The 23,397-nt window shown below is 34.8% G+C and carries 20 protein-coding genes; 9 read left to right on the top strand and 11 right to left on the bottom strand.

Annotated features, from left to right (window positions below):
* Positions 1-409 precede the first annotated feature (409 nt).
* Together CJF12_RS02535 and CJF12_RS02530 are read left to right on the top strand one after the other, a co-directional pair.
* Positions 410-988 carry a hypothetical protein gene (locus CJF12_RS02535; protein WP_034681946.1) on the top strand — a complete coding sequence of 193 codons (579 nt, stop codon included), beginning with the start codon at positions 410-412 and terminating at the stop codon, positions 986-988.
* 7 nt (positions 989-995) lie between these two features.
* Entirely contained in the window at positions 996-2,555 is a 1,560-nt protein-coding gene (locus CJF12_RS02530) for an L-type lectin family protein (RefSeq protein ID WP_051887183.1), read from the top strand.
* Between the two features lie 272 nt (positions 2,556-2,827).
* Here the strand turns inward: CJF12_RS02530 and CJF12_RS02525 are convergent, their stop codons facing one another.
* The 6 genes from CJF12_RS02525 to CJF12_RS02500 all read right to left on the bottom strand — a co-directional run bounded on the left by CJF12_RS02525 (position 2,828) and on the right by CJF12_RS02500 (position 10,671).
* Positions 2,828-3,799, bottom strand: coding sequence for an NAD-dependent epimerase/dehydratase family protein (locus tag CJF12_RS02525; RefSeq protein ID WP_034682029.1), 972 nt, complete (start codon positions 3,797-3,799; stop codon positions 2,828-2,830).
* Positions 3,796-4,965: an SDR family NAD(P)-dependent oxidoreductase gene (locus tag CJF12_RS20110; protein ID WP_051887184.1), complete on the bottom strand. Its 1,170-nt coding sequence runs from the start codon at positions 4,963-4,965 to the stop codon at positions 3,796-3,798. Before CJF12_RS20110 ends, CJF12_RS02525 begins: the two co-directional genes overlap by 4 nt.
* A gap of 31 nt (positions 4,966-4,996) precedes the next feature.
* The gene (locus tag CJF12_RS02515) at positions 4,997-5,638 is read right to left on the bottom strand and encodes a rhomboid family intramembrane serine protease (RefSeq protein WP_034681949.1); all 642 of its coding nucleotides are present in this window, start codon (positions 5,636-5,638) and stop codon (positions 4,997-4,999) included.
* 14 nt (positions 5,639-5,652) lie between these two features.
* Positions 5,653-8,235 (bottom strand): DNA gyrase/topoisomerase IV subunit A, encoded by a 2,583-nt coding sequence (locus CJF12_RS02510; RefSeq protein ID WP_034681951.1) that lies wholly within the window; start codon positions 8,233-8,235, stop codon positions 5,653-5,655.
* Positions 8,236-8,244: 9 nt separating this feature from the next.
* Positions 8,245-8,721 carry a hypothetical protein gene (locus CJF12_RS02505; RefSeq protein ID WP_034681954.1) on the bottom strand — a complete coding sequence of 159 codons (477 nt, stop codon included), beginning with the start codon at positions 8,719-8,721 and terminating at the stop codon, positions 8,245-8,247.
* Positions 8,722-8,787: 66 nt separating this feature from the next.
* Positions 8,788-10,671: a DNA topoisomerase IV subunit B gene (locus CJF12_RS02500; protein ID WP_034681957.1), complete on the bottom strand. Its 1,884-nt coding sequence runs from the start codon at positions 10,669-10,671 to the stop codon at positions 8,788-8,790.
* Positions 10,672-10,812: 141 nt separating this feature from the next.
* Between CJF12_RS02500 and CJF12_RS02495 the strand changes: the two genes are divergently transcribed.
* The 5 genes from CJF12_RS02495 (at position 10,813) to CJF12_RS02475 (ending at position 17,266) form a co-directional block, all read left to right on the top strand.
* Positions 10,813-11,280: a hypothetical protein gene (locus CJF12_RS02495; RefSeq protein WP_034681960.1), complete on the top strand. Its 468-nt coding sequence runs from the start codon at positions 10,813-10,815 to the stop codon at positions 11,278-11,280.
* Between the two features lie 11 nt (positions 11,281-11,291).
* Positions 11,292-13,745: a sensor histidine kinase gene (locus tag CJF12_RS02490; RefSeq protein ID WP_034681963.1), complete on the top strand. Its 2,454-nt coding sequence runs from the start codon at positions 11,292-11,294 to the stop codon at positions 13,743-13,745.
* Positions 13,714-14,442 (top strand): LytR/AlgR family response regulator transcription factor, encoded by a 729-nt coding sequence (locus CJF12_RS02485; RefSeq protein ID WP_034681967.1) that lies wholly within the window; start codon positions 13,714-13,716, stop codon positions 14,440-14,442. The genes CJF12_RS02490 and CJF12_RS02485 overlap by 32 nt, the downstream gene beginning before the upstream one ends.
* A gap of 143 nt (positions 14,443-14,585) precedes the next feature.
* On the top strand, positions 14,586-15,830 hold the full coding sequence (locus CJF12_RS02480; protein ID WP_131329485.1) for a hypothetical protein: 1,245 nt from the start codon (positions 14,586-14,588) through the stop codon (positions 15,828-15,830).
* 287 nt (positions 15,831-16,117) lie between these two features.
* Positions 16,118-17,266: a methionine aminotransferase gene (locus tag CJF12_RS02475; protein WP_034681970.1), complete on the top strand. Its 1,149-nt coding sequence runs from the start codon at positions 16,118-16,120 to the stop codon at positions 17,264-17,266.
* A 15-nt stretch (positions 17,267-17,281) separates the two neighbouring features.
* Here CJF12_RS02475 and cls read toward each other — a convergent pair whose 3' ends face one another.
* The 3 genes from cls to CJF12_RS02460 form a co-directional block, all read right to left on the bottom strand.
* Entirely contained in the window at positions 17,282-18,748 is a 1,467-nt protein-coding gene (gene cls / locus CJF12_RS02470) for a cardiolipin synthase (RefSeq protein WP_034681973.1), read from the bottom strand.
* Positions 18,749-18,973: 225 nt separating this feature from the next.
* Positions 18,974-19,738, bottom strand: a complete 765-nt coding sequence (locus CJF12_RS02465; RefSeq protein ID WP_034682037.1) for an SDR family NAD(P)-dependent oxidoreductase — start codon at positions 19,736-19,738, stop codon at positions 18,974-18,976.
* An 85-nt stretch (positions 19,739-19,823) separates the two neighbouring features.
* Positions 19,824-20,762: a helix-turn-helix domain-containing protein gene (locus CJF12_RS02460; RefSeq protein WP_034681975.1), complete on the bottom strand. Its 939-nt coding sequence runs from the start codon at positions 20,760-20,762 to the stop codon at positions 19,824-19,826.
* Positions 20,763-20,920: 158 nt separating this feature from the next.
* Here CJF12_RS02460 and CJF12_RS19830 point away from each other — a divergent pair, with 158 nt between their 5' ends.
* Positions 20,921-21,076 (top strand): bacteriocin, encoded by a 156-nt coding sequence (locus CJF12_RS19830; RefSeq protein ID WP_117590852.1) that lies wholly within the window; start codon positions 20,921-20,923, stop codon positions 21,074-21,076.
* A gap of 120 nt (positions 21,077-21,196) precedes the next feature.
* Positions 21,197-21,358 carry a hypothetical protein gene (locus CJF12_RS20010; RefSeq protein WP_165569111.1) on the top strand — a complete coding sequence of 54 codons (162 nt, stop codon included), beginning with the start codon at positions 21,197-21,199 and terminating at the stop codon, positions 21,356-21,358.
* 93 nt (positions 21,359-21,451) lie between these two features.
* On the opposite strand, the gene ychF is transcribed toward CJF12_RS20010, so the two are convergent.
* Together ychF and CJF12_RS02450 are read right to left on the bottom strand one after the other, a co-directional pair.
* Positions 21,452-22,543, bottom strand: coding sequence for a redox-regulated ATPase YchF (ychF, locus tag CJF12_RS02455; protein WP_034681976.1), 1,092 nt, complete (start codon positions 22,541-22,543; stop codon positions 21,452-21,454).
* Between the two features lie 114 nt (positions 22,544-22,657).
* Positions 22,658-23,209 carry a ferritin gene (locus CJF12_RS02450; RefSeq protein WP_034681979.1) on the bottom strand — a complete coding sequence of 184 codons (552 nt, stop codon included), beginning with the start codon at positions 23,207-23,209 and terminating at the stop codon, positions 22,658-22,660.
* Between the last annotated feature and the right edge of the window lie 188 nt (positions 23,210-23,397).

Below are 23,397 nucleotides of genomic sequence, written 5' to 3'. Positions count from 1 at the left end.
AAGTCAAAAACAATCTAATTTTCATAAAACAATCAACTATAATAAATTATTTGTATCTTTGCACAAACACAGACACTATGACTTTTTACTATTTTAATAGCAGTATCATTCCCTCTGCATTAAGGCTATTTACTAATCATTTTTTTTAGTTTTACTTTTATAATAGGTAATAACACGAAGGAGTACCCTCAAGGACGAGGCTACGATTACTGGTTTTATTGAAACCAGGAGTTTTCTTTATGTGCTATATTCATTAGCACAACATTCTCAAAGAAAATGTTGCTACAAACCATGCCATAACCAACCGGCTGGAACTCTCATAGCAACTACTTTTTTAAATATACTTTACCTCAGAAATATATTTGAAATAATACGGAACACTAATTATTAACACACAATAAACACAGTCATGATTAAAAATTTTTTATTACCCATCGTTTTCTTGTCTATTAATTCATTTGCATATGCGCAAGTAGGGATTAATACTCCTGCACCGGACCAAAGTGCAGCGTTAGACATTTACAGTCCTGATAAAGGAATGATGATTCCCAGACTTACCACTGCAAAAAGAGACGCGATTTCCAACCCTGCTCACTCTCTTCTTATTTATGATACAGATAAAAAATGTTTGAGCCAGAATATTGGTACCCCTTCCAACCCTGATTGGTTGTGCATCAGCGGAAATGCTGTTAGGATGTTTTATATGCCAAGTATTTCTTTTGATACTTCTAAGGATGCCAATGGCCAAACTAAAGATTTATATACCCTGTATAAAAATCAGTTTGGATCTCCGAAAGCAAGAAGTACAGGTGCGCCAGCTTCGATACCTTTCTTCCCATCCAATAAAGATCTTTATTATTATGTCACGGATGCTGATCCTAATGTATTCAGTAATATTTCTATTTCTGATACCGGGGTAATGACGTATAATGTGAAAGCAGCAGCAACAGACTGTTCTTTTATTAATATTGTTTTTGTTGTAAAATAATTGAGCGATGATAAAGACTAACTTAGTTATACAACAAAAGAAATTCCTATTGATTTTCTTGGTATTTATTTTCTCTCAACCTATTGTAGCGCAAAATGAACAAGGAACAGGTTACCCCTATTTCGTTAATTTCACGCAAGGATTACAACCTCAAGAAGCCTATAAAGTAACCACAAGTGGTGTTCAAAATGATGCCACTTTTACTACCGATGGTCTAAGATTGACCAGAAGTGTAAATAATATATCGGGGGGTGTAATCCTTGCTGATAAAATATTCAAAAGTGATCAGGGAATTAAGTTCGAATTTGAATATGCTGTTTATGGAGGAGGCACCAGTGGTGGAGATGGAATCTCTATATTTCTAATTGATGGATCTATTCCTAAACAACAGCTTAATCTTGGGTCTATTGGAGGAGGCCTAGGTTATACTTTCGTTCTTAGAAATCGAAGATTTGGAGGAAATGTAGAAGGATTAAGAGGGGCTTATTTGGGAATCGGTCTGGATGAGTTTGGAAACTTTAAAGCCAGATTTCGCCAGGGAGACAGAACAAGAAACGGACTTGCAAATAATACACCAATAGCCGAGTGGAGAAGCAATGTAACATTAAGAGGTAAACGTGGAAACCGATCCCTGTCGTCTTCTGAGCCTGCAGGCTACAATGGATATCCATTGCTGTACAGTACAGCAACTAACGCAGCTCCTTCAAGTAATAACCGTTCAGCATACTTAGATGTTCAAACTGGGAAGCACGTTGCCATTCAAAATTCGAGTTTCAGCCGATTCAAAATTGAGAGCGGCGGTAGTACCATTCCTCAAAATGATTCGGATACAAGATTTCGTAAAGCATATGTTACATTAGTTCCCAATCCTTCAGGAGGGTATAATGTAACATTAGAAATCCAACATGGTAAAGTTAAAGAAAAGATTATTGACAATTACTACTACCCTACTTCTTTAAAATATACAGAGAATGCAATACAAAATAATCAGGTAAGAACTCTGGATACGACTCCTCCTGCAACCTTCAGAATTGGTTTTGCTGCATCAACGGGAGCAGCAAGAAATGTACATTTATTAAAGAACTTAGGAGTTACCAAGCCTTATGCTGCAGAAGTAACAGATGATCTATTTGAAGGTTGTCCAAACATAAAATCCACTTATTCCCCATTATTAAATGACGCTGCCTATACTTCGAAAAATGGACAAAATCCACCAACGGCATCGTATGATAATATTGATTTTAACTCGTTCCGTTTTTTAGATATCAACGGGAGTGTGATCCCGAATATAGTAGGAGGAGTGTATACAAACAATGAAGGAACTTGGACCTATACACCTTCTAATGGAGGACTCTCCTTCAAACCTGCTAATGGATTTACCGGAGTAGCTCAAATAAGATATGACATTAAAGGTGGTGGAAGAGATGGATCTGAAGCTCCTTATAACCAGGAAGATTACAGATCAATGCCGGCATTGGTACAAGTCAATGTTTCAACCGCAAACCGTTGTGGTAAAGCCTGTGTCATTTCTAACAGAAATGTAACGCATCAGATTAAATCAAATTAAAAGATTGATGATCTGCTAGAATAAGAAAAGTAATTATTTTAATTATCCCACTATCACAGGTTGCTCCTGTTCTTGACTATAAATTAGTTAAATGCAAAGACGCAAGGGAATTTAAAAACAATGCATTTTTAAGGCGCAAAGGCGTTTCACTTAGCAAGGAAAAAGAGAAGTAAACCATTGAAAAACAAAAGAATTAAAATGAGACTAGGCCAGCTTTTAAAAGCTGGCTTTTTCATTCCGGGAGGTTTTAATTTCGTAAATATTCAAGGGAATCAATTCACTTTTTTGCTCTTAAAATACTCAACGGCTTCTTTTATAGCTATATCTACAGGTTGATATTGAAGTCCCAATTCTTTTACTGATTTCTGATTGGAGTAATAGTTATGAACCTGCAATGCCTTCATATTAGAAGAACACAAGCTTGTGTTGATCCTCAATAATCTCAACAGATCTCCTATCATACCCAAAAATATTAAGACAAACTCAGGGAGTGGACAGAACCAAGGGTTTTGGTTTGTGATATGATTAATTTTTTCAAAGAAGTCTTTGTATTTCAGATTTTCATTGGCTAAAAGATATTGCTCACCATTTCTTCCTTTTTCAATAGCATTAACAACTCCACGGGCTGCATCTACTACATGAACAAAATTTTTTCCTCCGGCAGGATAGAAAATCATTTTTTTCTTCCACGCCCAATAAATAATCTTTCCGGAGCTGGGTTTGTCATCATAGGCTCCAATCATAAAAGTTGGATGAAGTATTACCACTTCGGTTGTTTTATTATTTTGTAAAAGATAGCTTTCCGCTTCTTTTTTACTTCGGGCATACAAAGATTTTGTAAAAGGATACTTCTGCAGTGCTTGTTCATCTCCTAATGCTTCAAAACTTCCATATCCTAAGGTATTTGCCGTACTTACAAATAAAAATTTTTTAATACCAGCTTCTACAGTTTGTGAAAATAAATGTACAACAGCCTCACAATTGATTTCTTTATATTTTGTATAGGAAGCTAAATTTTGGCTGGTTTCAGCAGCCATATGAATGACAAAGTCTACTTCTTTGAGATAAGAAGAAACGTCTGTAAATAAATCGCCCTCAACTAATCTGAGGTTTTCATTTTCTTCACCATTATAGCGACTTTTCTGGCGCACCAAAGCAATAACAAAATAACCATCTTTTAATAATTTTATAACAACATGAGTTCCCAGAAGTCCAGTAATTCCGGTTACGAAAACTTTTTTCATACTTCTATTTCTTTTTTTATAGCATTCGTCATCAAAGGAAGTTTGATCCATATCGGCAAAATCTTCATGATCAACCAGCTTACCGGATTGACCATAATAACAGAATCTCTTTTGAATAACTGATTGATACAATACCCTGCAACTTTATTGGGATCCAAAAGAGTGAGCTTCCCAAGAAAACCTTGCTTTTCAATTCTTTTGCAGACATCCTGGTTGGTTTTCATCGCTCCTGGGTTTACAACACTTACAAATACGTTGGTCCCTTTCAGCTCTTCATGTAAGCCTCTTGAAAAGGAATGAATAAAAGTCTTTGAAGCCGGATACACTGTTTTAAAACCAATTGGCGAGAAAGCTGCCATACTGGAAACATTCAGAATATAAGCTTTAGGTTGTTTCATCAGATTGGGCAAAAGCTGATGAGTCATTAGAGAAGTTGCCATTACATTGACCTGCAAAATTGTATTGATATAATGTGGTGTAGCATCAACAAATTTACGGGTTCCACCTAATCCTGCATTGTTTATCAAAATATGAATATCAAAAAAAGCAATATTAATAAAAGCATTCAGTGAAGTAGAATCGTAAGAGAGGTTGTAAATAACATAAACGATATTAATGATAAAAATAATGAGGATAATGTACTCCAGCCAATTAAGATTAATGCCCTCCGTATTTGAGGAGAACTGCTGAATTCTCTTTTGGTGCTTTCTGATGGTTAAATAAGAAAGTCCCGTATAGAATAAAGCCTGAAACAAAATCAAGCCGATAAATACATATCCGAATATGCTTGTATCTTCAAAATTGCCAAAGCGCTGCAATAATAAATTAGCCAGAAAAACACCCGGAAGCAGAGCATATTTTATATCCGAAACTTTAAATTTAAAAGAAGGATTGGAAAAAAATAAAACACTGAAATAAAACATAATCGGAGTCAGAAACTGAATAAACTGAACTAAAAGAATAGAATGGATTTCTATATCAGAGCTTTTAATCAGTGACCAGACCTCATCCAGCCAAAAACTGGACCATAGAAAGAGGAATAATCCAAACCATATATTAGCCTTTTTATTAACCTTGAGTGGATTGGCCAGTGTGAGTATAGAAAGCAAAACCAATGAACCATAGATAAGTATAACGACGAAACGGTTTAACTCTAATGTGTTCATTGGTTTTGATATTTTAGTTAAAGATACCTATTTATCCTATTCTTTTTCGTACAAAAATTTCATAGCTTAAATAAATTAAAGGAAGTGACATAACCCCTAGAAATAATAAATTACTCATTGCCAATTGAGGATGTAGTGCAATAGAATAAACTAATCCAAAAAAAGCACCTCCTAAATGGGCTGAATGTCCCAGATTATCCCATTGCTTAGGATTTAGCATCATATAAACAGAATACCCAAAGTACAGTGTTCCAAAAAGCCAACCTGGTAAAAAATTCACACTAATTTCATTAGGAGCCATCGCAATTGCTGCAAAAATAACTCCTGACACAGCACCTGAAGCTCCTATAGCAGAATACCATGGTTGTTTTTTATAAATTAATAGACTAAATAGATTACCCAGGATCATCGAGCCAAAATAGACTATTAAAAATCCTATTTCTCCAAAAAAACTTATTACTGCTCCTTGAAAAAAGTATAGAGAAAGCATATTAAAAAATAAATGCATAAAATCAGCATGTAAAAATGCGGAACTAACTAATCTAATATATTCTTTTCGATTATTAATTGCTCCAACATTGAATTTATACTTTTCAAATAGACTTGTATTATTAAATCCTATGTAACTAATGATACACGTAACCGCTATTATAATTAAAACAATTATATTCATAATAAATTCAATATTTAATTTTCACTGTCATCTCCCTGAAACAAATCACCGATAATTCCTCCTTCATCATCAATTCCTTCTGTAGGTTCAGGCTCTTCATATACTTCAGGTTCTTCTTCCTCCGGTTCAGGAACCGTTACGTTAATCGCTTTTACTTTAAATTTGGTAAATTGATTTCCAATAGCCTTTATTCCTTTTATGGTAATAAATTCGTCGATATTTATCGTTTCAGGCTCACGCTCTTTTCCTTTATCTTTTGCAAAAATAATTTCAGCTGTGGAATTATTACCTACGATTACATTTTCAACAAATGATTTACTATGTTCGGTAGGCATAAAGCTTTGCAGATTGGTATTATTTTCCAATAAGAATCTCTTGATAAAATAGATTTCCTTTTCACCATCATAGTAAATACAGGTTACAGGCTGCTGTGGGCGCCATTTTTCAAGGATAAGGTATTCATCATCAAAGCGGTTTCCAAGATCAAAACTCACCAGTTTTGCTTCACCGTTAGAGTTGATGGTCAGAATTTTATCATCCCCTTTAAAGCTTCCCAATAAAGTTCCTCTTCCGTCAGCATTCAGTCTTCTTACCGTATCATCAAACCATATCCTTCTTGGAGCAAGAGTGGAAATTCCTTCTTCTTTCAGATCGACTTTTTTCACTGAATATTTGGTTACTAGATTCCCTTTGGAATCACGTCCTTTGATACCCAGTTCTGAAAAATCCACATCCATCTTATTTTTCCTGATCCTAGGATTAGGTTTTAAAAGGACAGTTACCGTCTCTGCTTCACCATTTGGATTCGCAGAGAAATAAAGCACTTCAGAACCTTTTTTATCAGAAGCCAGCGGGTAATCTGTACTCCGTGTCACCCCTGTCACAGAAAAACGTTTCATATAATATGGACCTTCTTTACCTTCGCGGTAGATCATATTATACACGGTTCTTTTGTCATTCTTTTTCCAAATGGCCACATGGAGCAGATCTTTTCCGATGAATGTTTTAGCTTCTACTTTAACTACTTTCATACTTCCGTCTTTTCTGAAAGTAATGATATCATCAATATCAGAGCAGTCAAAAAGATATTCATCTTTTCTCAATGAAGTTCCGATGAATCCTTCTTCACGGTTTACATAGAATTTCTCATTAGCTACCGCTACTTTTGTAGCATCAATGGTATCGAAAATTCTGAGCTCGGTTTTTCGTTGTCTGTCTTTACCATATTTCTTCTGAATATTTAAATAATATTCAATAGCATACGCAATAAGATTGGCCAAATGATGTTTCACCTGTTCTATCTTACCTTCAAGAGCAGCAATATTTTCTTTAAATTTATCTAAATCAAACCTGGAAATTCTTTTAATTCTGATCTCGGTCAGTTTTAAGATATCCTCTTCAGTGACAGCTCTCAAAAGATGTTTAGTATGAGGCTTCAAGCCTGCATCAATTGTTTTTATGACATCCTCCCAGGTTTTTACTTCTTCAATATCATGGTAAATTCTGTTTTCAATGAAAATTCTTTCCAATGAAGAGAAATGCCAGCTTTCCTGTAATTCATGAAGTTCAATCTCCAACTCTTTCTTTAATAATGAAACAGTATGATCTGTATTCATTCTTAAGATTTCAGAAACATTCAGGAACATCGGTTTATCACCTACAATCACACAAGCGTTAGGAGATATAGTTACCTGACAATCCGTAAAGGCATATAATGCATCAATTGTTTTATCCGGAGAAACATCATTATGCAAATGAATCAGAATTTCTACCGTATCTGAAGTATTATCTTCAATTTTCTTAATCTTGATCTTTCCTTTCTCATTTGCCTTTAAGATCGAGTCTATAAGATCACTTGTCGTTTTGGAAAAAGGAAGCTCAGAAATAACCAGGGTATGCTTATCCGTCTGTGTAATTCTTGCTCTTGCTCTTACCTTTCCTCCTCTATGCCCATCATTATATTCGGAAACATCCAGATATCCGGCAGTCAGGAAATCCGGGAATAGCTCAAACTTTTTTCCCTTCAGATAAGCAACTGAAGCATTAACCAATTCATTAAAGTTATGGGGAAGAATTTTAGTTGAAAGTCCAACACCAATTCCTTCTACTCCCTGCGCTAAAAGCAAAGGGAACTTTACCGGCAGGTCAATAGGCTCATTATTTCTTCCGTCATATGATTTCGCCCATTCTGTCGTTTTGGGATTAAAGACTACCTCCAGAGCGAAGGGTGTCAATCGTGCTTCAATATATCTTGCAGCTGCAGCAGAATCTCCTGTATAGACATTTCCCCAGTTTCCTTGAGTATCGATCAAGAGTTCTTTCTGCCCGATCTGTACCATTGCATCGGTGATAGAAGCATCTCCGTGAGGGTGATACTTCATGGTGTTACCTACAATATTGGCAACTTTATTATAACGTCCGTCTTCCAGCTCTCGCATGGAATGCATGATTCTTCGTTGAACAGGTTTCAATCCATCATAAACCGATGGAATTGCTCTATCTAAAATCACGTAAGAAGCATAATCAAGAAACCAGTCTTTATAAAGTCCGGAAACTTTTTTTAGGCTCTCACCTTCATGTGAATGTTCTTCTGTCATTATTTGTTATTAACGTTTTCTTTCTTTATTAGTTTTTACTACTTTATTTAAAGAAAATTTTAAATCGTTGATTTCTTTTTTTGTCAAATAAGAGATCTCATATTTCAACATTGTTGAACCGCTATTCTTACTTGATATGGTGATGTATAATCTTTTAACAAAAAATAAATTTACTATTTCATAATGCATGAGTTTGTATTTCGGAAATTCGTCACTTAAAGGTTTATCCAAAAACGGGAAAACATTCCTGTTTTTGAAATTAAGTGCTTCTCCATCACTGTCATATTCAAAAATCTGCCTGCCTGCCAAATAAAAAAAACAGAGCATGATAATAGGAATAATAATCAGCAAATAGCTTTCCGGTCCTAAAACATTAAACTTATACTCTTCCAAAAAAAAGGAGGCAATTCCACCCACTAAAATCATTAGCAATAGGGTGTTAATAAAGTTATAGCCCGGAGCTTTATTTCGGTTGCTTAGTCTCATTATTATTTGTGTTTGTATTTAGTTTTTTTTCTACCTGGATGAAGAGAAAGTAATGATGGGGGAATACTAACTTTCTGCTTCGTTTAAAATTTCTTTTTTATCAATGTCCGCGTCTTCCACTACAAGATTTTCAAGAATGAAAGTCTGTCTGTCCGGAGTATTCTTACCCATATAAAACTCTAAAAGTTGTTCTATGGTCTGATCTTTACCTACTACTACAGGTTCAAGGCGAATATCCTTACCTATGAAATGTTTAAATTCATCAGGAGAGATTTCTCCCAATCCTTTAAATCGGGTAATTTCAGGGTTTTTGCCCAGCTCATTCAAAGCTTTGATCCTTTCCATTTCACTGTAACAGTATCGTGTTTCTTTTTTATTCCTTACTCTAAATAATGGAGTCTGAAGAATATAAAGATGTCCATTCTTAATCAGATCAGGGAAAAACTGTAAAAAGAATGTAATCATTAAAAGGCGGATGTGCATTCCATCGACATCGGCATCTGTAGCAATAATCACCTGATTATATCTTAAATCTTCAAGACTTTCTTCGATATTTAAAGCAGCCTGCAATAAATTGAATTCTTCATTCTCATATACTACTTTTTTGGTAAGCCCATAGCAGTTCAAAGGTTTTCCCTTTAATGAAAATACAGCCTGAGTTTCCACATCTCTGGATTTTGTAATCGATCCGGATGCTGAATCCCCCTCGGTAATAAAGATCTGTGTATCTCCTTTTCTTTCTGCTTTCTGGTCATTATAATGCTGTCTGCAGTCGCGGAGTTTTTTATTATGAAGGGATACTTTTTTCGCTCTTTCTCTGGCTAACTTCTGAATTCCTGAAAGCTCTTTTCTTTCTCTTTCTGAAATTAAAATTTTTCTCTGAATAGCTTCTGCAATTTCAGGATTTCTGTGCAGGAAATTATCCAGCTTACTTTTTAGAAAATCAATAATGAAAGTACGCACTGTAGGGCCGTTAGGTCCCATATCATTAGATCCTAATTTGGTCTTGGTCTGCGATTCAAAAACAGGTTCTTCCACATTAATGGAAATAGCTGCAATGATGGATTTTCTGATATCCGAAGCATCGAAATTTTTATTGAAAAACTCACGTATTGTTTTTACATAAGCCTCCCTGAACGCATTTAAATGGGTTCCCCCTTGTGTTGTATTCTGACCATTAACGAATGAAAAATAAGTTTCAGTCTGTGATTTATCAGAATGGGTAATGGCCACTTCAATATCGTTATCCATTAAATGGACGATCGGGTAAAGGATTTCGCTTTCCAATTCTTCTTCCAACAAATCTTTAAGACCGTTTTCAGAATAATAGGTTTCTCCGTTAAATAAAATTTTCAGTCCCGGATTCAGATATGCATAATTACGAAGCATTCTTTCGATATACTCCTTTCGGTATTTGAAATGAAGAAAGATATCAGCATCCGGAATAAAAGAGATTTCCGTTCCGTTTCTATCTGAGGTATCTTTTTCTTCATGGTCTTCGGATATCATTCCGCGCGAAAATTCGGCAACTTTCATCCTTCCTTCACGGAAAGACCGTACCCGGAAATAATCAGAAAGAGCATTAACGGCTTTTGTACCGACCCCATTTAAACCTACCGATTTTTTGAAAGCCTTGCTATCATACTTACCACCGGTATTCATTTTAGATACCGCATCAACTACTTTCCCTAACGGAATTCCACGGCCGAAATCACGAATGGTAACTTTACCATCGTCTACTTTTATTTCAATTCTTTTACCCGATTTCATTCTAAACTCATCAATTGAGTTATCGAGAATTTCCTTAAGCAAAATATAAATACCGTCATCAGCAGATGACCCATCTCCCAGCTTCCCGATGTACATTCCGGGACGCAAACGGATATGCTCCTGCCAATCGAGGGTTCTGATATTATCTTCGGAATAGATTGGATTTATTTCTTGTGACATATATTATTTCAGCAAACATACAAAAGTACAAAATTGATCAAAATTATCCGAATTTTTCTAATTCATTTTTAATAATACTTCTTTATATGTATTGCATTATTGTTAAGCAAATTTTATATTTACATCATTATTCAATATTAAGTGAAAAACCTGTATGATTTTCCTTCATTTTTATTAATACTATTCTTCCCGTTTTTATCCATTGCTCAGATACCCGGGCTTGTTAATTACAGTGAAGAAGATGGCCTGAACAGCTCATACACTTACACTATTAATCAGGATGACAACGGGTTTATCTGGATCGGCAGCGACAATGGTTTATTCAGGTTCGACGGAAAAGAATTCAAACAATATAATAAAAAGAACGGGTTAAAAAACATTGATGTTCTTGGCTGCAATCCTCTGTCTAACGGTGAAAACTTCATCATGCCTTACCTAAGCGATTTTGCTTATCTGAAAAATGGAAAAGTGATTAATTCAGATCACAATAAAGAGCTGAGAAAACTTAAGTTTAATCATAACTCCGCAAGCTACAGCAGTGGAGATCACTTTTTATCTATAACATCAATAATCCTAAAGAACTTTTTATATACAGACATGGCAAAGTAAAGTCAATTCCTTTGTTCCTGAATCAAGGTCTTCCATTACTGGACAATTATTATGTTTTTTCATTGGATGTTGCCAACCAGCTCTTGTATATGAGTGACGATCATGACAAGATAGTCGCTTATGATATTCAAAGGAGAAAGAAGATCCTCTGTAATATTTCTATGCCTAAAAGCACCATCTACAGGAAAGGAGATTTTTTTATCTCACAAAAAAATAATAAGGTAAATATTTACAAAAGAAGCAGCCATCATTATTTTAAAAAGATCCAGTCATTTTCTGTTGGTGAGAAAATTCACCAGCTGGTTATCGATAATGATTACAGGCTATGGGTTTGTCTGGATAAAGGTGGGGTTTTCTATTACAGACAGACTTTGTTCGATGGAAATCTTTCCAATCCCATCAAACTCATGGATACTTTCATCATGAACCATATCATGGTAGATCGCGATCATAATATCTGGTTTTCGACAAGAAATAATGGGGTTTATTTTATCACCGATAAATTTTTTAAAAACTACATCCATTTACCGGTAAAGAATAATTCCTCGTTTATAACAGCAATTGCAAAAAATGGAAAAACAATTATTTTAGGATACAACGAGGCAAAAAGCGGTATTTTAAAAGCCAATACCATATCAGATATTATCCTTGAAAAGAATAGAAAGATAGAAACCAAAGCCATATTTTCAAAAGGAAATACTATTATATTCGGACTCTCCCTCAACGCTATCCAATACGACATAAGCACTCATAAAATTGCTCCTGTAGGTGATTACAGCTTAAAAAACGTTTTACCTTACACCGATAATTCTGTATTTCTTTGTACTTCCCAAGGTTTAACTGTCTATAATTTCATTACCCACAATTCTTTCCAACTACTTAATGACAGAACCTATAATGCGTTACCATATGACAAGGACAATATATTTGTCGGAGATTTTAAGAATTTATACAAACTGAATGTCAAAACAAAAAAGAAAACCCTATTCCTTGAAGGCTATTATTTCACAGATATCAAAAAACTCAAACCTAACATATACATCGGAGCAACGAATCTTAATGGCATTCTATTTTTTAACAATACAGGGATCATCAAGCGGATTACAGAAAAAGATGGGTTATCCACTGATCAGATTAAAAAGATTGAAGTAGAGAACGAAAAGGTGTTCTGGGCTAGCACTAATTCCGGATTAAGCAGAATAGAAGTCAGAGGAGCTGAAATTAAAATCAACAATTTCACCCAGACTGATGGGCTCCCATCGAATGTAGTTGCCGGATGCGTTATACAGGAGGACACCATTTATGCAGCCACTTCCAAAGGCCTGGGTATTCTTCCGATTAGTAATTTACTGGCACAGCAGAAGTTCATCAACAAGAAAGTTATTATTAATTCCGTTACAATCGGAGACCATGAAATCCTTGATCTCAGCAAAGAAATTACAGGCCAGACTCCTGACAATACAGTTACTTTTGATGTAAGTTTTCCTGATTACACATCTCAGGGAAAGATTAAATTCAAATATAAAATAGAAGGACTGAGTGATGAGTGGCAAATCAGCAGCTCTCCCAAAATCACATACAATGCTCTCCCACCCGGAACATATGTCTTTAAGGTTTTCGGGCTTGGATACAATGGAAAACAATCCTATACCTCTTCCAATCTTAGTTTTGAAATTAAACCTAAATTCTGGCAGACATGGTGGTTTAAACTTTTGCTAATTACTATTGTTGCCTCTTTCATTTTTTCTCTGATCACTTTATATTTTCAAAAAAAACGAAATAAAAAACTGGAAACTTTGTACTATGAAAAGAAAATAGCAGAACTTGAATTACAAGCGATCAAAGCTCAGATAAATCCACATTTTATTTATAATTGCTTAAACTCCATTCAGTTTCTGCTCTACAAAAAAGATTATTCTGAAACTGAAAACTATTTGGATATTTTTTCACAAATGATCAGGAAAACGCTTTACTATTCTGAAAAAACATTCATGCCTATTAAAGAAGAAATAGAATACCTTTCTCTCTACTTAAACATGGAGAAACTAAGGCTTAAAGAGCAGTTTGATTATACAATAAGCGTTTCTGAAACTGTAAAAGAAAATTGGATTATCCCTTCCCTTCTGATACAACCTTTTGTTGAAAATGCTATTAAACACGGAATTTCTAACTTAAAAGAAAGAAAAGGAAATGTTCAGATCTTATTTGATTATGTTGATTCATTGTTATGCATAACTATTGAAGACAATGGTACGGGGATAGGAAGCTGGGGAGAGTCTACTACCAAAGCTCATTCTTTTGGAGTGAAATTATCCCAGAAAAGAATTGAAACATTTAAACAGCTTTTTGAGACTGATATTACGCTAGAGATCACTGATCTTTATGAAAAACAACAAAAACCAGGTACACAAATAAAACTATACATGACACCTTATGAGAACCAGAATACAAGCCTCCATCATTGATGATGAACAAGACGGAAGGGATTACATCTCCCTTTTAATGAAAAATGAATTTCCCGATATTGAGATCTCATTTCAGGCTTCAAGCATAGAAGAAGCTTATATCAATCTGATAAAAAATACTCCTGATATCCTGTTTTTGGACATTCAGCTAAAAGACGGAACCGCATTTGACTTGCTTTCAAAATTCAGAGAAATGAATTCCCTGATTATTTTTATTACAGCTTTTGAACATTTTGCCATTCAGGCTATTAAGAATGGGGCGACAGATTATCTTTTAAAGCCAATCAAAAGAATCGATTTTATTATGGCAGTAAACAAAGCTTTGGAGATTAATAAGAAAAATAAAAGCTCTTCTTCCCCATCCAGTCAGAATAAAATCAGTCTCCCTACTTTACAGGGATTTAAACTAACCAACATTAATGATATTGTCCGTTGTGAAGCCGATTCCAGCTACACCACTTTTTATATGAATGATAAAACCAAAATTATTGTTTCTAAAACACTGCATGAGTTTGAAGAATACCTGTCAGACTACAACTTTTTCAGAATTCACCATAAGCATCTGATCAATCTCAGCCATTTAAAAGAGTATATCAAAGGAAAAGGCGGACAAGTAATTATGACGGATAATTCTATTCTGGACGTTTCTGTACGTAAGAAAAATGATTTTTTATATAAAATTGAACACATGGATTAAATCACACTTATGAGATATTAAACAACACTTATTGGAAAAAATGCTACACTTACTTTTTCATGGTATTATAATAGGCACTCGCCTGATATATTTGAGCATTCAAAATGAATATTAAAAATTTATTAATCCATAATCATTTAACCATGAAAACGAAACCAAACATCTCAATGAAAGGGTACTCCACTGTCATTGCGGGTTCTCTGTTGTTTTTATCCGCTTGTCAAACCGACAACACATTAGAAAGCGACCTTGACCATTCTTCACTAAAGAATCTAACTGTATCAAAAAATGCCTTTTTTCAGGCAAGACAACTGGATCTTCCGGAAGAGAAGATATATCTCTATCCTGAAGATAAGAACTATGAAATGATTGATATGGGACGGTATGCTTTAGGGAAAGTTTTAAAAGACCTGATTGATGAAAATATCCTAAGCATTGTGGTCAACTACGCCAAGAATACCGGAGAAAAAACGGTTTCTTTCGAAAAGATATTCAATATGGTTCCGAGCTTAAAGGATCAGATCAATGAAAAACTGGCTTCTCAAAATCTACCCAACTGTCCATATGATTTCTCCAATTACGATAACATCCAGAGTATTATGAGCAGAAATGGAATCGACTATGGTCTAGGGTTATATATTTACAATCTTGACAACAATCCTGGTGTCAATTCATTTATCCTTACCCCGGGAACAGAACTGGAGGATGAAGCCAATGCTGAAGACCAGGTTATGGGATGGTATAAAGACCCTGCTACTTCAATTTCTCCAATAAAAATCTCCGAGGTAGAAGCTAAAACATATGCAACTTTAGGGACGTTTACTTCCATAGATTTGATCCCCGGGATTGTACTTGGTCCGGGCGGTGGAACAACTCCGATTAATCCTACTCCTGTTATCAAAAACATATACATCCGCCAGGTAAATATCCATTACCGATATGAAAAGAGTGGCAAATCCGAAGTATACATGCATGCTTTGAAAAATACCGGAGGTAATAATTGGAATGGAACATTCGGGAGCAACTGGCCAGCCAATGACTATTCTAAACATTTAACCAGCACAAAAAGCACCAATCAATGGGTAACTGTTGATAAAGGACAGTATTTATTTCCTAATACCATTACAACGGTCTGGAATACTTTTGAGCGGGACTGGTATGCCGGTTTTAAACCTGTAAGCAACTTAAACGGAGCCACAACGTATCAACAGAGCGGTGCTCCTATGACCTTTGCTGATGAGTGGTACGCGCTGATCCCTTCAAGCAATAACCTGTCCAACAATAAATCTATGGGGCCTTTAAAAGCACCTATCGTAAATAATGGCACCAATAATACATATGTACAGGGTGAATGGAATAAGTTTGAAGCTAATTTCTATGCACAATAACTAATAAAAAGAAAGCATTATTTGATTGTAATTGTACGTTTACTACATTATAAATCCTAACCCCAATCGCTGAATAGAATAGTATTCAGCGATTTATTTTTATATAATAATACTGCAGACAAGGTTACAAAATCAACAACAGATCATTGACCATTATTTGCAATCCAATAAATCTGCAAAAAATAAAAGCAAAACAACCATCCCTTTTAGAATATCTTTTTTATGTTATTTCTATCTTCAGATTGTAAAAAATAAATTAAATTCGATAAACGTAAAAATTCACCTCCATGATACAACTTCCTCTTTCCAAGCTTTCTGATATTGGAACTACCATTTTCAGTCAGATGACTCAACTGGCCAATGAAAACCAAGCCATTAATTTATCTCAGGGGTTCCCTGACTTTATGGCTGATACAGAGTTACTCGATTATGCAGGAGATTTCATTAAAAAGGGGGTTAATCAATATGCGCCGTTGGGCGGTATAATCAGTTTGAAAGAAGAGATCGCAAGAAAAATTGAAAACAGCCATCAGGCTATCTATCATCCCGAATCAGAAATTACAGTAACAGCAGGAGGAACACAAGCAATTTTTACAGCCATTGCTACCTTTATAAAAAAAGATGATGAAGTCATTATTTTCGAGCCCGCTTATGACTGTTACGAGCCTACCGTAGAGCTTTTCGGAGGGATTGTCAAGCGTTTTGAAATGAAAGCTCCCGATTATAATATTGACTGGAATACTGTTAAAGGATTGGTTACTGATAAGACAAAAATGATTATCCTGAACAACCCCAACAACCCATCCGGAAAAATTTTAAAAGAAAATGATATACAGGAGTTGATTAAACTTGTTAAAGACACACCTATTCTGATTCTTAGTGATGAAGTGTATGAAAATATTGTATTTGACGGAAAACAGCATTTAAGCCTGTGTAAATATCCTGAGCTGAAAGAAAGAACCCTTCTTGTCGCTTCATTCGGAAAGCTTTTCCATGTTACCGGCTGGAAGGTGGGTTATTGTGCAGCACCAAAAGCACTCACAGATGAATTCAGAAAGGTACATCAGTTCAATGTATTTTGTGTTAATACTCCTATCCAGCTTGCATTAGGTGAATACATGAAAAACGAAGATCATTATAACCACTTGAACGAATTTTTTCAGAAAAAAAGAGATTTTCTAAGAGAAGGGCTCAAAAACACATCATTTGAACTCCTCGATTGTGAAGGAACCTATTTCCAGGCGCTTAAATACAGTAAAATATCGGATAAAAATGATTTTGAATTCGCCCATGAACTAACAGTTACCCATAAGGTAGCGAGCGTCCCTTTTTCTTCCTTTTATAAAAATAAGCTGAATGAACATGTGATTCGGTTATGCTTTGCTAAAAAAGAGGAAACCCTGGAAAAAGCAATTGAAAATTTATCCAAATTATAAAAATATATACTAATACTATATGAGTGGAGAAAACAATCTGGCCAGGTGTTCAAAAAATGATTTGTATTTAGGTCTTTTTCTCCATTCATCCAATACCACTTCTACACAATCCTTTGTATCATTAAGAAATACATCCTGAAGTTTCTGATTCACAACCTTGTCAAAAACAAGGGTATTCACTTCGAAATTGAGTTCCTGGCTTCTCACATCCATATTGGCAGTCCCAACAGAAGCTAAAAGATCATCAACGATCATCGTTTTTGCATGAAGAAATCCCTTTTTATAAAAGAAAATACGGACATTACTTTCTAGCAGTTCCTCATAATAAGAGTATGCCGCAGCATTTACAATCAGCGAATCCCCGGATTTGGGAACCATAAGCCGTACATCCAAACCGGCAATAGCTGCCTGCTTGATCGCATTCAATACGGTTTCAACCGGAATGAAATAAGGAGTGACAATATATACTTTTTCTTTAGCCGAAAGAATAGCAGATGCTGTGCTCAACATGATAGAGGGTTTGGTATCAGGTCCACTGGCTGCCACCTGTACTATCGTACTGCCGGGAGTATCATGTTTATAATTAAAATAATCCTGTGAAATCTGCGGAATCTTTTCCGTTGCAAAAATCCAGTTGCTCAGGAATAGGAATTGAAAATAAAAAGCCCCGTTTCCTTTAATATATAAATGCATATCCCGCCAATACTGCTTGGGATTTGGGTTGATATATTTATCAGAAACATTAATACCTCCTGTAAAGACCTCATTTCCATCGACAATAATAATTTTCCGGTGATCCCTGTAATTAACTCTGTTAGCCAACAACCTGAAAGTGATTTTATTTACAGGAGATAACTCTACTTCGCCCTCTTTCAGTCTTTTCAATAACTTTCTACCAATATTTCCGCTTCCCAGATCATCGTAAAGAAATCTCACAACAACACCTTCTGAGGCTTTTTGTATTAATATATCAGCCAGTTCATTTCCTATTTTGTCGTTATCATAAATATAATATTCCAGATGAATATGGTGTTTTGCTTTTTGCAGAACTTTAAAAACTTTTGCAAACTTCTCTTCTCCATTCACCAATACTTCAACCTGATTTTCTTCCGTTAGCGGTGAGTGCCCTGCATGATAAAGAAAATTAATGGTGGAGACAAAACAATCCAATTCATCACCTCTGTTTTTAAGCGTCTTATGGTGGGTTTCCCTGATATATTTCTGAATCTCATTGTAAATCTTTTCATTCCGCTCAATTTTGAATGTGTAGAATTTATTCTTTCGGTAATTCACTCCAAAAACAAAATAAATAATGATTCCAATAACGGGTAAAAAAACAATGAGAAGCAGATAAGCCAGAGTCTTACTGGTATTTCTGGTATCCATAATAATTCTGACCGCAAGAAAAAAGATTCCTAAAAGATATAGAATCTCAATGATTGGCAATATATAGGGAAACTGGTTTATAATATCTTTAATCATAGCTCATCTGAATAAACACAGGTTATTATATTTTAAAGATAAAGAAATTGTCTCAAAAGCTGGATACTTCTTTTTTAGCCATGAATAAGCTCACCGCTTTTTAACTAAGAACAAAAAGCAGCTAATAGCTACCTATAAAAATATTCGTGCATTCGTAGCCATATTTTTTTAAGCCACGAATGCACGAATCAATTCAAAACTTTTTATAAGAATTTGTAGCTAATTCTACAAAATCATTCCTCCTGAAACCTCTATTCGCTGGCCGCTGATCCATGCAGCATCTTCGGTACACAAGAAGGCTACTACTCCACCTACATCTTCCGGAAGTCCGGCTCTCCCTAATGCTGTGTTATTAGAAACCATTGCATTCACTTCTTTATTATCGCGTGTTCTTCCGCCGCCAAAATCTGTTTCTATAGCTCCAGGTGCAATAACATTAGCTTTTATCTTTCTGCCACCTAATTCTTTTGCCATATACCGGGTTAGCATCTCAACACCTGCCTTTATCGATCCATACACTGAAGAACCCGGCAATGCTACTCTTGCCAATCCTGATGAAATATTAACAATCCCGCCACCATTATTGATAAAAGGTAAGAACTTCTGAGTAAGAAAGAATACTCCTTTAAAATGGATATCAACAATATCATCTACCTGCTCTTCTGTAGTTTCTGCAATGGGAGCATATAAAGCCGTACCCGCATTATTAATCAGATAATCAATATTAGGACTGCCCGTATTTTTCTGTAAATGGGTAGTCACATTTTCTATAAATGGATCAAAGCTTTTCACATCTTTTGTGTCTAGCTGGAAGGCAGCAGCTTTTCTTCCTAATGCCTGTATTTCTTTTACAACTTCATCAGCTTCTTCTTTACTGCTTTTATAGGTAATTATTATATCCAGACCTTTTTCAGCAATTTTAAGCGCTGAATTTCTTCCTATTCCACGACTTCCACCGGTTACTAATGCGATTTTTGTTTTTGTACTCATTTTGGTCATTTTTTATAGGACAAAGTTGCAACATTAAAGAGGTTGGCTGTTTGCTTCAATCAATCGGAAATTTGCAAAATTCAAATCAGGAACGAAATTGTAATGGATTGTATGATGTTTTTCTTTTGAAGAAATTTGAAAAATGAGCAATCTCCTCAAACCCTAATGCATAGGATATTTCTGATACGTTCCATGTAGTTTGTTTCAATAATATTTTAGCTTCCTGAATCAATCGGTCTGCAATAAATTCGGTGGTTGTTTTACCTGTATTTTCTTTTAATTTTTTATTTAAATAGTTGACGTGTACTGCTAACCTGCCTGCATAATCTTTTGCTGTTTTAAGCTGCAATCTCTGGTCATAGGATTCGATCGGAAATTGTCTTTCCAACAGTTCTATGAATAATGACACTACCCTTAAGGAAGCATCATTAGAGGTCGACAATTTGGTAGCAGGCTGCAATTTCTGCCCATAATGAATAAGTTCCAGAACGTAATTCCTTATTAAATCATATTTAAAAATATAATCAGATTCAATTTCATTTTTCATTTTACGGAAAAGTACTTCTATTTCGTCAGCCAACGCATCTTCAATCTCAAATAATGGAATACCTCCCGGCTGAAATATAGGAAGGTCTTCAAGAGAGTTGTGTGATTTATCCTTAATGAAAAAATCTTCAGTAAATACACAAAAACTTCCCGATTGCTTAGGATCTTCAGGAACCCAGTGGTAAGGGACCTTAGGAGTTGCAAAAAGCAGGGCATTCTTTTGTATGGCAATGACCTTATCTGCATATTCTGCCCTGTTACGTCCTCTGATTAAACTTATCTTATAATATTTCCTTCGGTTATAAGGCATTTCTGAAGTTGCTTTAACCTTCTCGATAGTTTGGGCAATATCAAATACATTAAAGTGTCCTATATCTTTATGCAGTCCTTTGGGAAAAATGCTTTCAAGATCTTTTCCCAACTTTACAGTCATCTCTTTATAGAAATCCTCTAAAGAAGCGTGAAATATTTTTTCCATTATTTATTAAAGTATTTGTAAAAATCAAACATACAAAATTACATAATTATTTAAATACAATAATTAATTGATATTTGTGAATATTTTTCAATATAAATCGATACACAATGAATTATTTTTATAACTTCGTCTTAAACTAATCATTTAAAATTATTATCATGAATAATCAAAATCTACAAAAAGGTAAAAAACTCAACAAAAAAGAATTGAGAACTATTACCGGAGGACTCCAAATGTGTATTGATCCGGATACCAATCAGTGCATCGCCTATGGAAGAACATGTGCTGAATTACAATGCAGATATATTCCTTAAATTGATATTTTTTTATGAATCCCGCTTTCTATCAAAGTGGGATTTTTATTTTAAATGCATTAGGTATTAATATTCTTTCACACAATTCAAATTCTCATTAACTCATTAAAAATCATTACAATGAAAAATCAAAATTTACAAAAAGGAAAAAAGCTTGATTCAAAAGAATTAAAAGTAATTATGGGCGGTTTAAAACAATGTCTTGATCCTAAGACCAATGCCTGCAGAATTTTTTCCATGGGCTGCGCAGAACCTCAGTGCCGTCCGGAACTGATTCCATAAACAACAAGATTGTGTTATCAAAATTTTTTGAACATAAAAAAACGCTTCCAAATTCATGGAAGCGTTTTTTAATTACTATAACTTTAATATTCTTTATACATTAAATCTGAAATGCATGATATCCCCATCCTGAACGATATATTCCTTTCCTTCTACAGATAGCTTTCCAGCTTCTTTTACCTTAGCTTCAGAACCGTAAGTCATATAGTCATTATACTTAATAACTTCAGCACGGATAAATCCTTTTTCGAAATCGGTATGGATCACTCCAGCTGCCTGAGGTGCTGTCCATCCCTGCCCGATCGTCCATGCTCTTACTTCTTTTACTCCAGCTGTAAAATATGTCTGAAGTTTTAATAAGTCATAAGCTTTTCTGATCAAACGGTTAACACCAGGTTCTTTCAAACCTAATTCGTCAAGGAAAATCTCTCTTTCTTCAAATGTCTCCAATTCATTGATATCAGCTTCAATCTGAGCTGCTAATACAACGATTTCAGATCCTTCCTTCTGAGCCATTTCATCAATTTTGGCTACCCATTCATTTCCATTTTTTATAGAATTTTCATCTACGTTACATACGTAAAGAACAGGCTTTTTTGTTAACAACTGAACCTCATCAATGATTGGTTTGGTAAGATCATTCACAGGAAATTCTCTTGCATTTTTACCATCCTCTAAAAATTTCTGAAGATTCTGAAGTGTTTCAAAAGTCAGAATATCTTCTTTTTTTCCTGATTTGATAAATTTCTTAGCTTTATCTACAGCCTTTCCTACTGTTTCAAGATCTTTCAGCTGAAGCTCGATATCGATAATTTCTTTATCTCTCATCGGATCTACAGATCCTTCAACGTGAATGATATTTCCATTATCAAAACATCTTAAAACATGAATAATAGCTTCACATTCGCGGATATTAGCCAGGAACTGGTTTCCTAAACCTTCTCCTTTGCTCGCTCCTTTTACCAAACCTGCGATATCTACGATCTCCACAACAGCTGGTAAAACTCTTTCTGGATTTACTAATTTCTCTAACTCAAACAATCTTTGATCCGGTACTGATACCGTCCCTAAGTTAGGTTCAATGGTACAGAAAGGATAATTGGCTGATTGAGCTTTCGCATTACTCAAACAGTTAAAAAGAGTTGATTTACCAACGTTCGGCAATCCTACGATTCCACATTTCATAATGAAACTATTTTATTTTTAAAGGTCTGCAAAGATAGTGATTTTAGGGTGAGTTTCATAATAAAAAAATCTGTCAGGAATCTGACAGATTTTTTTATCATTTTTATTTTACCCTTATGGATTGGCTCCTGTAGCGTTTTGTGCTAATGGAGCATCGTCAGGTGTTTTTTCTAATGTTTTATCCAGAGTAAATAAAGATTCATCTGTAGCGCGATCGCCACCGGCAATTTTCAATTTATCAATTAAGTTCTGCGCCAGTGTTTCCTCTTCTATCTGCTCCTGTACAAACCATTGCATAAAATTCCAGGTAGCCCAGTCTTTTTCCTGAAGTGATAAATCCACAATTTTATAAATAGCAGTCGTATTATCTACTTCATGCTGGAAAATCCCATCGAAACAAGCGGTTAAAGATTTAGGATCAGCAGGTGGTTCAGGGATCGCATTTACTTTTGGTTTTCCACCTCTGTTTAATACATATTCCATAAATTTAATAGAATGATTCCTCTCTTCCTGCGCGTGTCTGTACAGGAAATTCGCAATACCCTGATATCCTTTATCATCAGCCCAAATTCCATAAGACAAGAATGTATGTGCCGCATGAATCTCTTTATTCATTTGGTCACTTAACGCTTTTTCAATTGCAGGGGAAAGTCTGTTCGTATTCATAATATTTTATTTTTTAGTGATTATGAATAAAATGATGCAAAAATGATTCCGCTAAAGTTTAAAATTTTCTTAAATCCAACTGAATTAACGCTACAACAAAATGAAATACAACGACTTAAACTAATAATTTATAGTTATTCTAAAATAAAAGCAATTCTAAATAGAATTGCTTTTATTTTATTTTTAGC

Origin of the sequence: Chryseobacterium piperi (assembly GCF_002285635.2) — a bacterium.
Lineage (GTDB): Bacteria > Bacteroidota > Bacteroidia > Flavobacteriales > Weeksellaceae > Chryseobacterium > Chryseobacterium piperi.
This window is presented reverse-complemented; position numbering and strand designations above follow the sequence as displayed.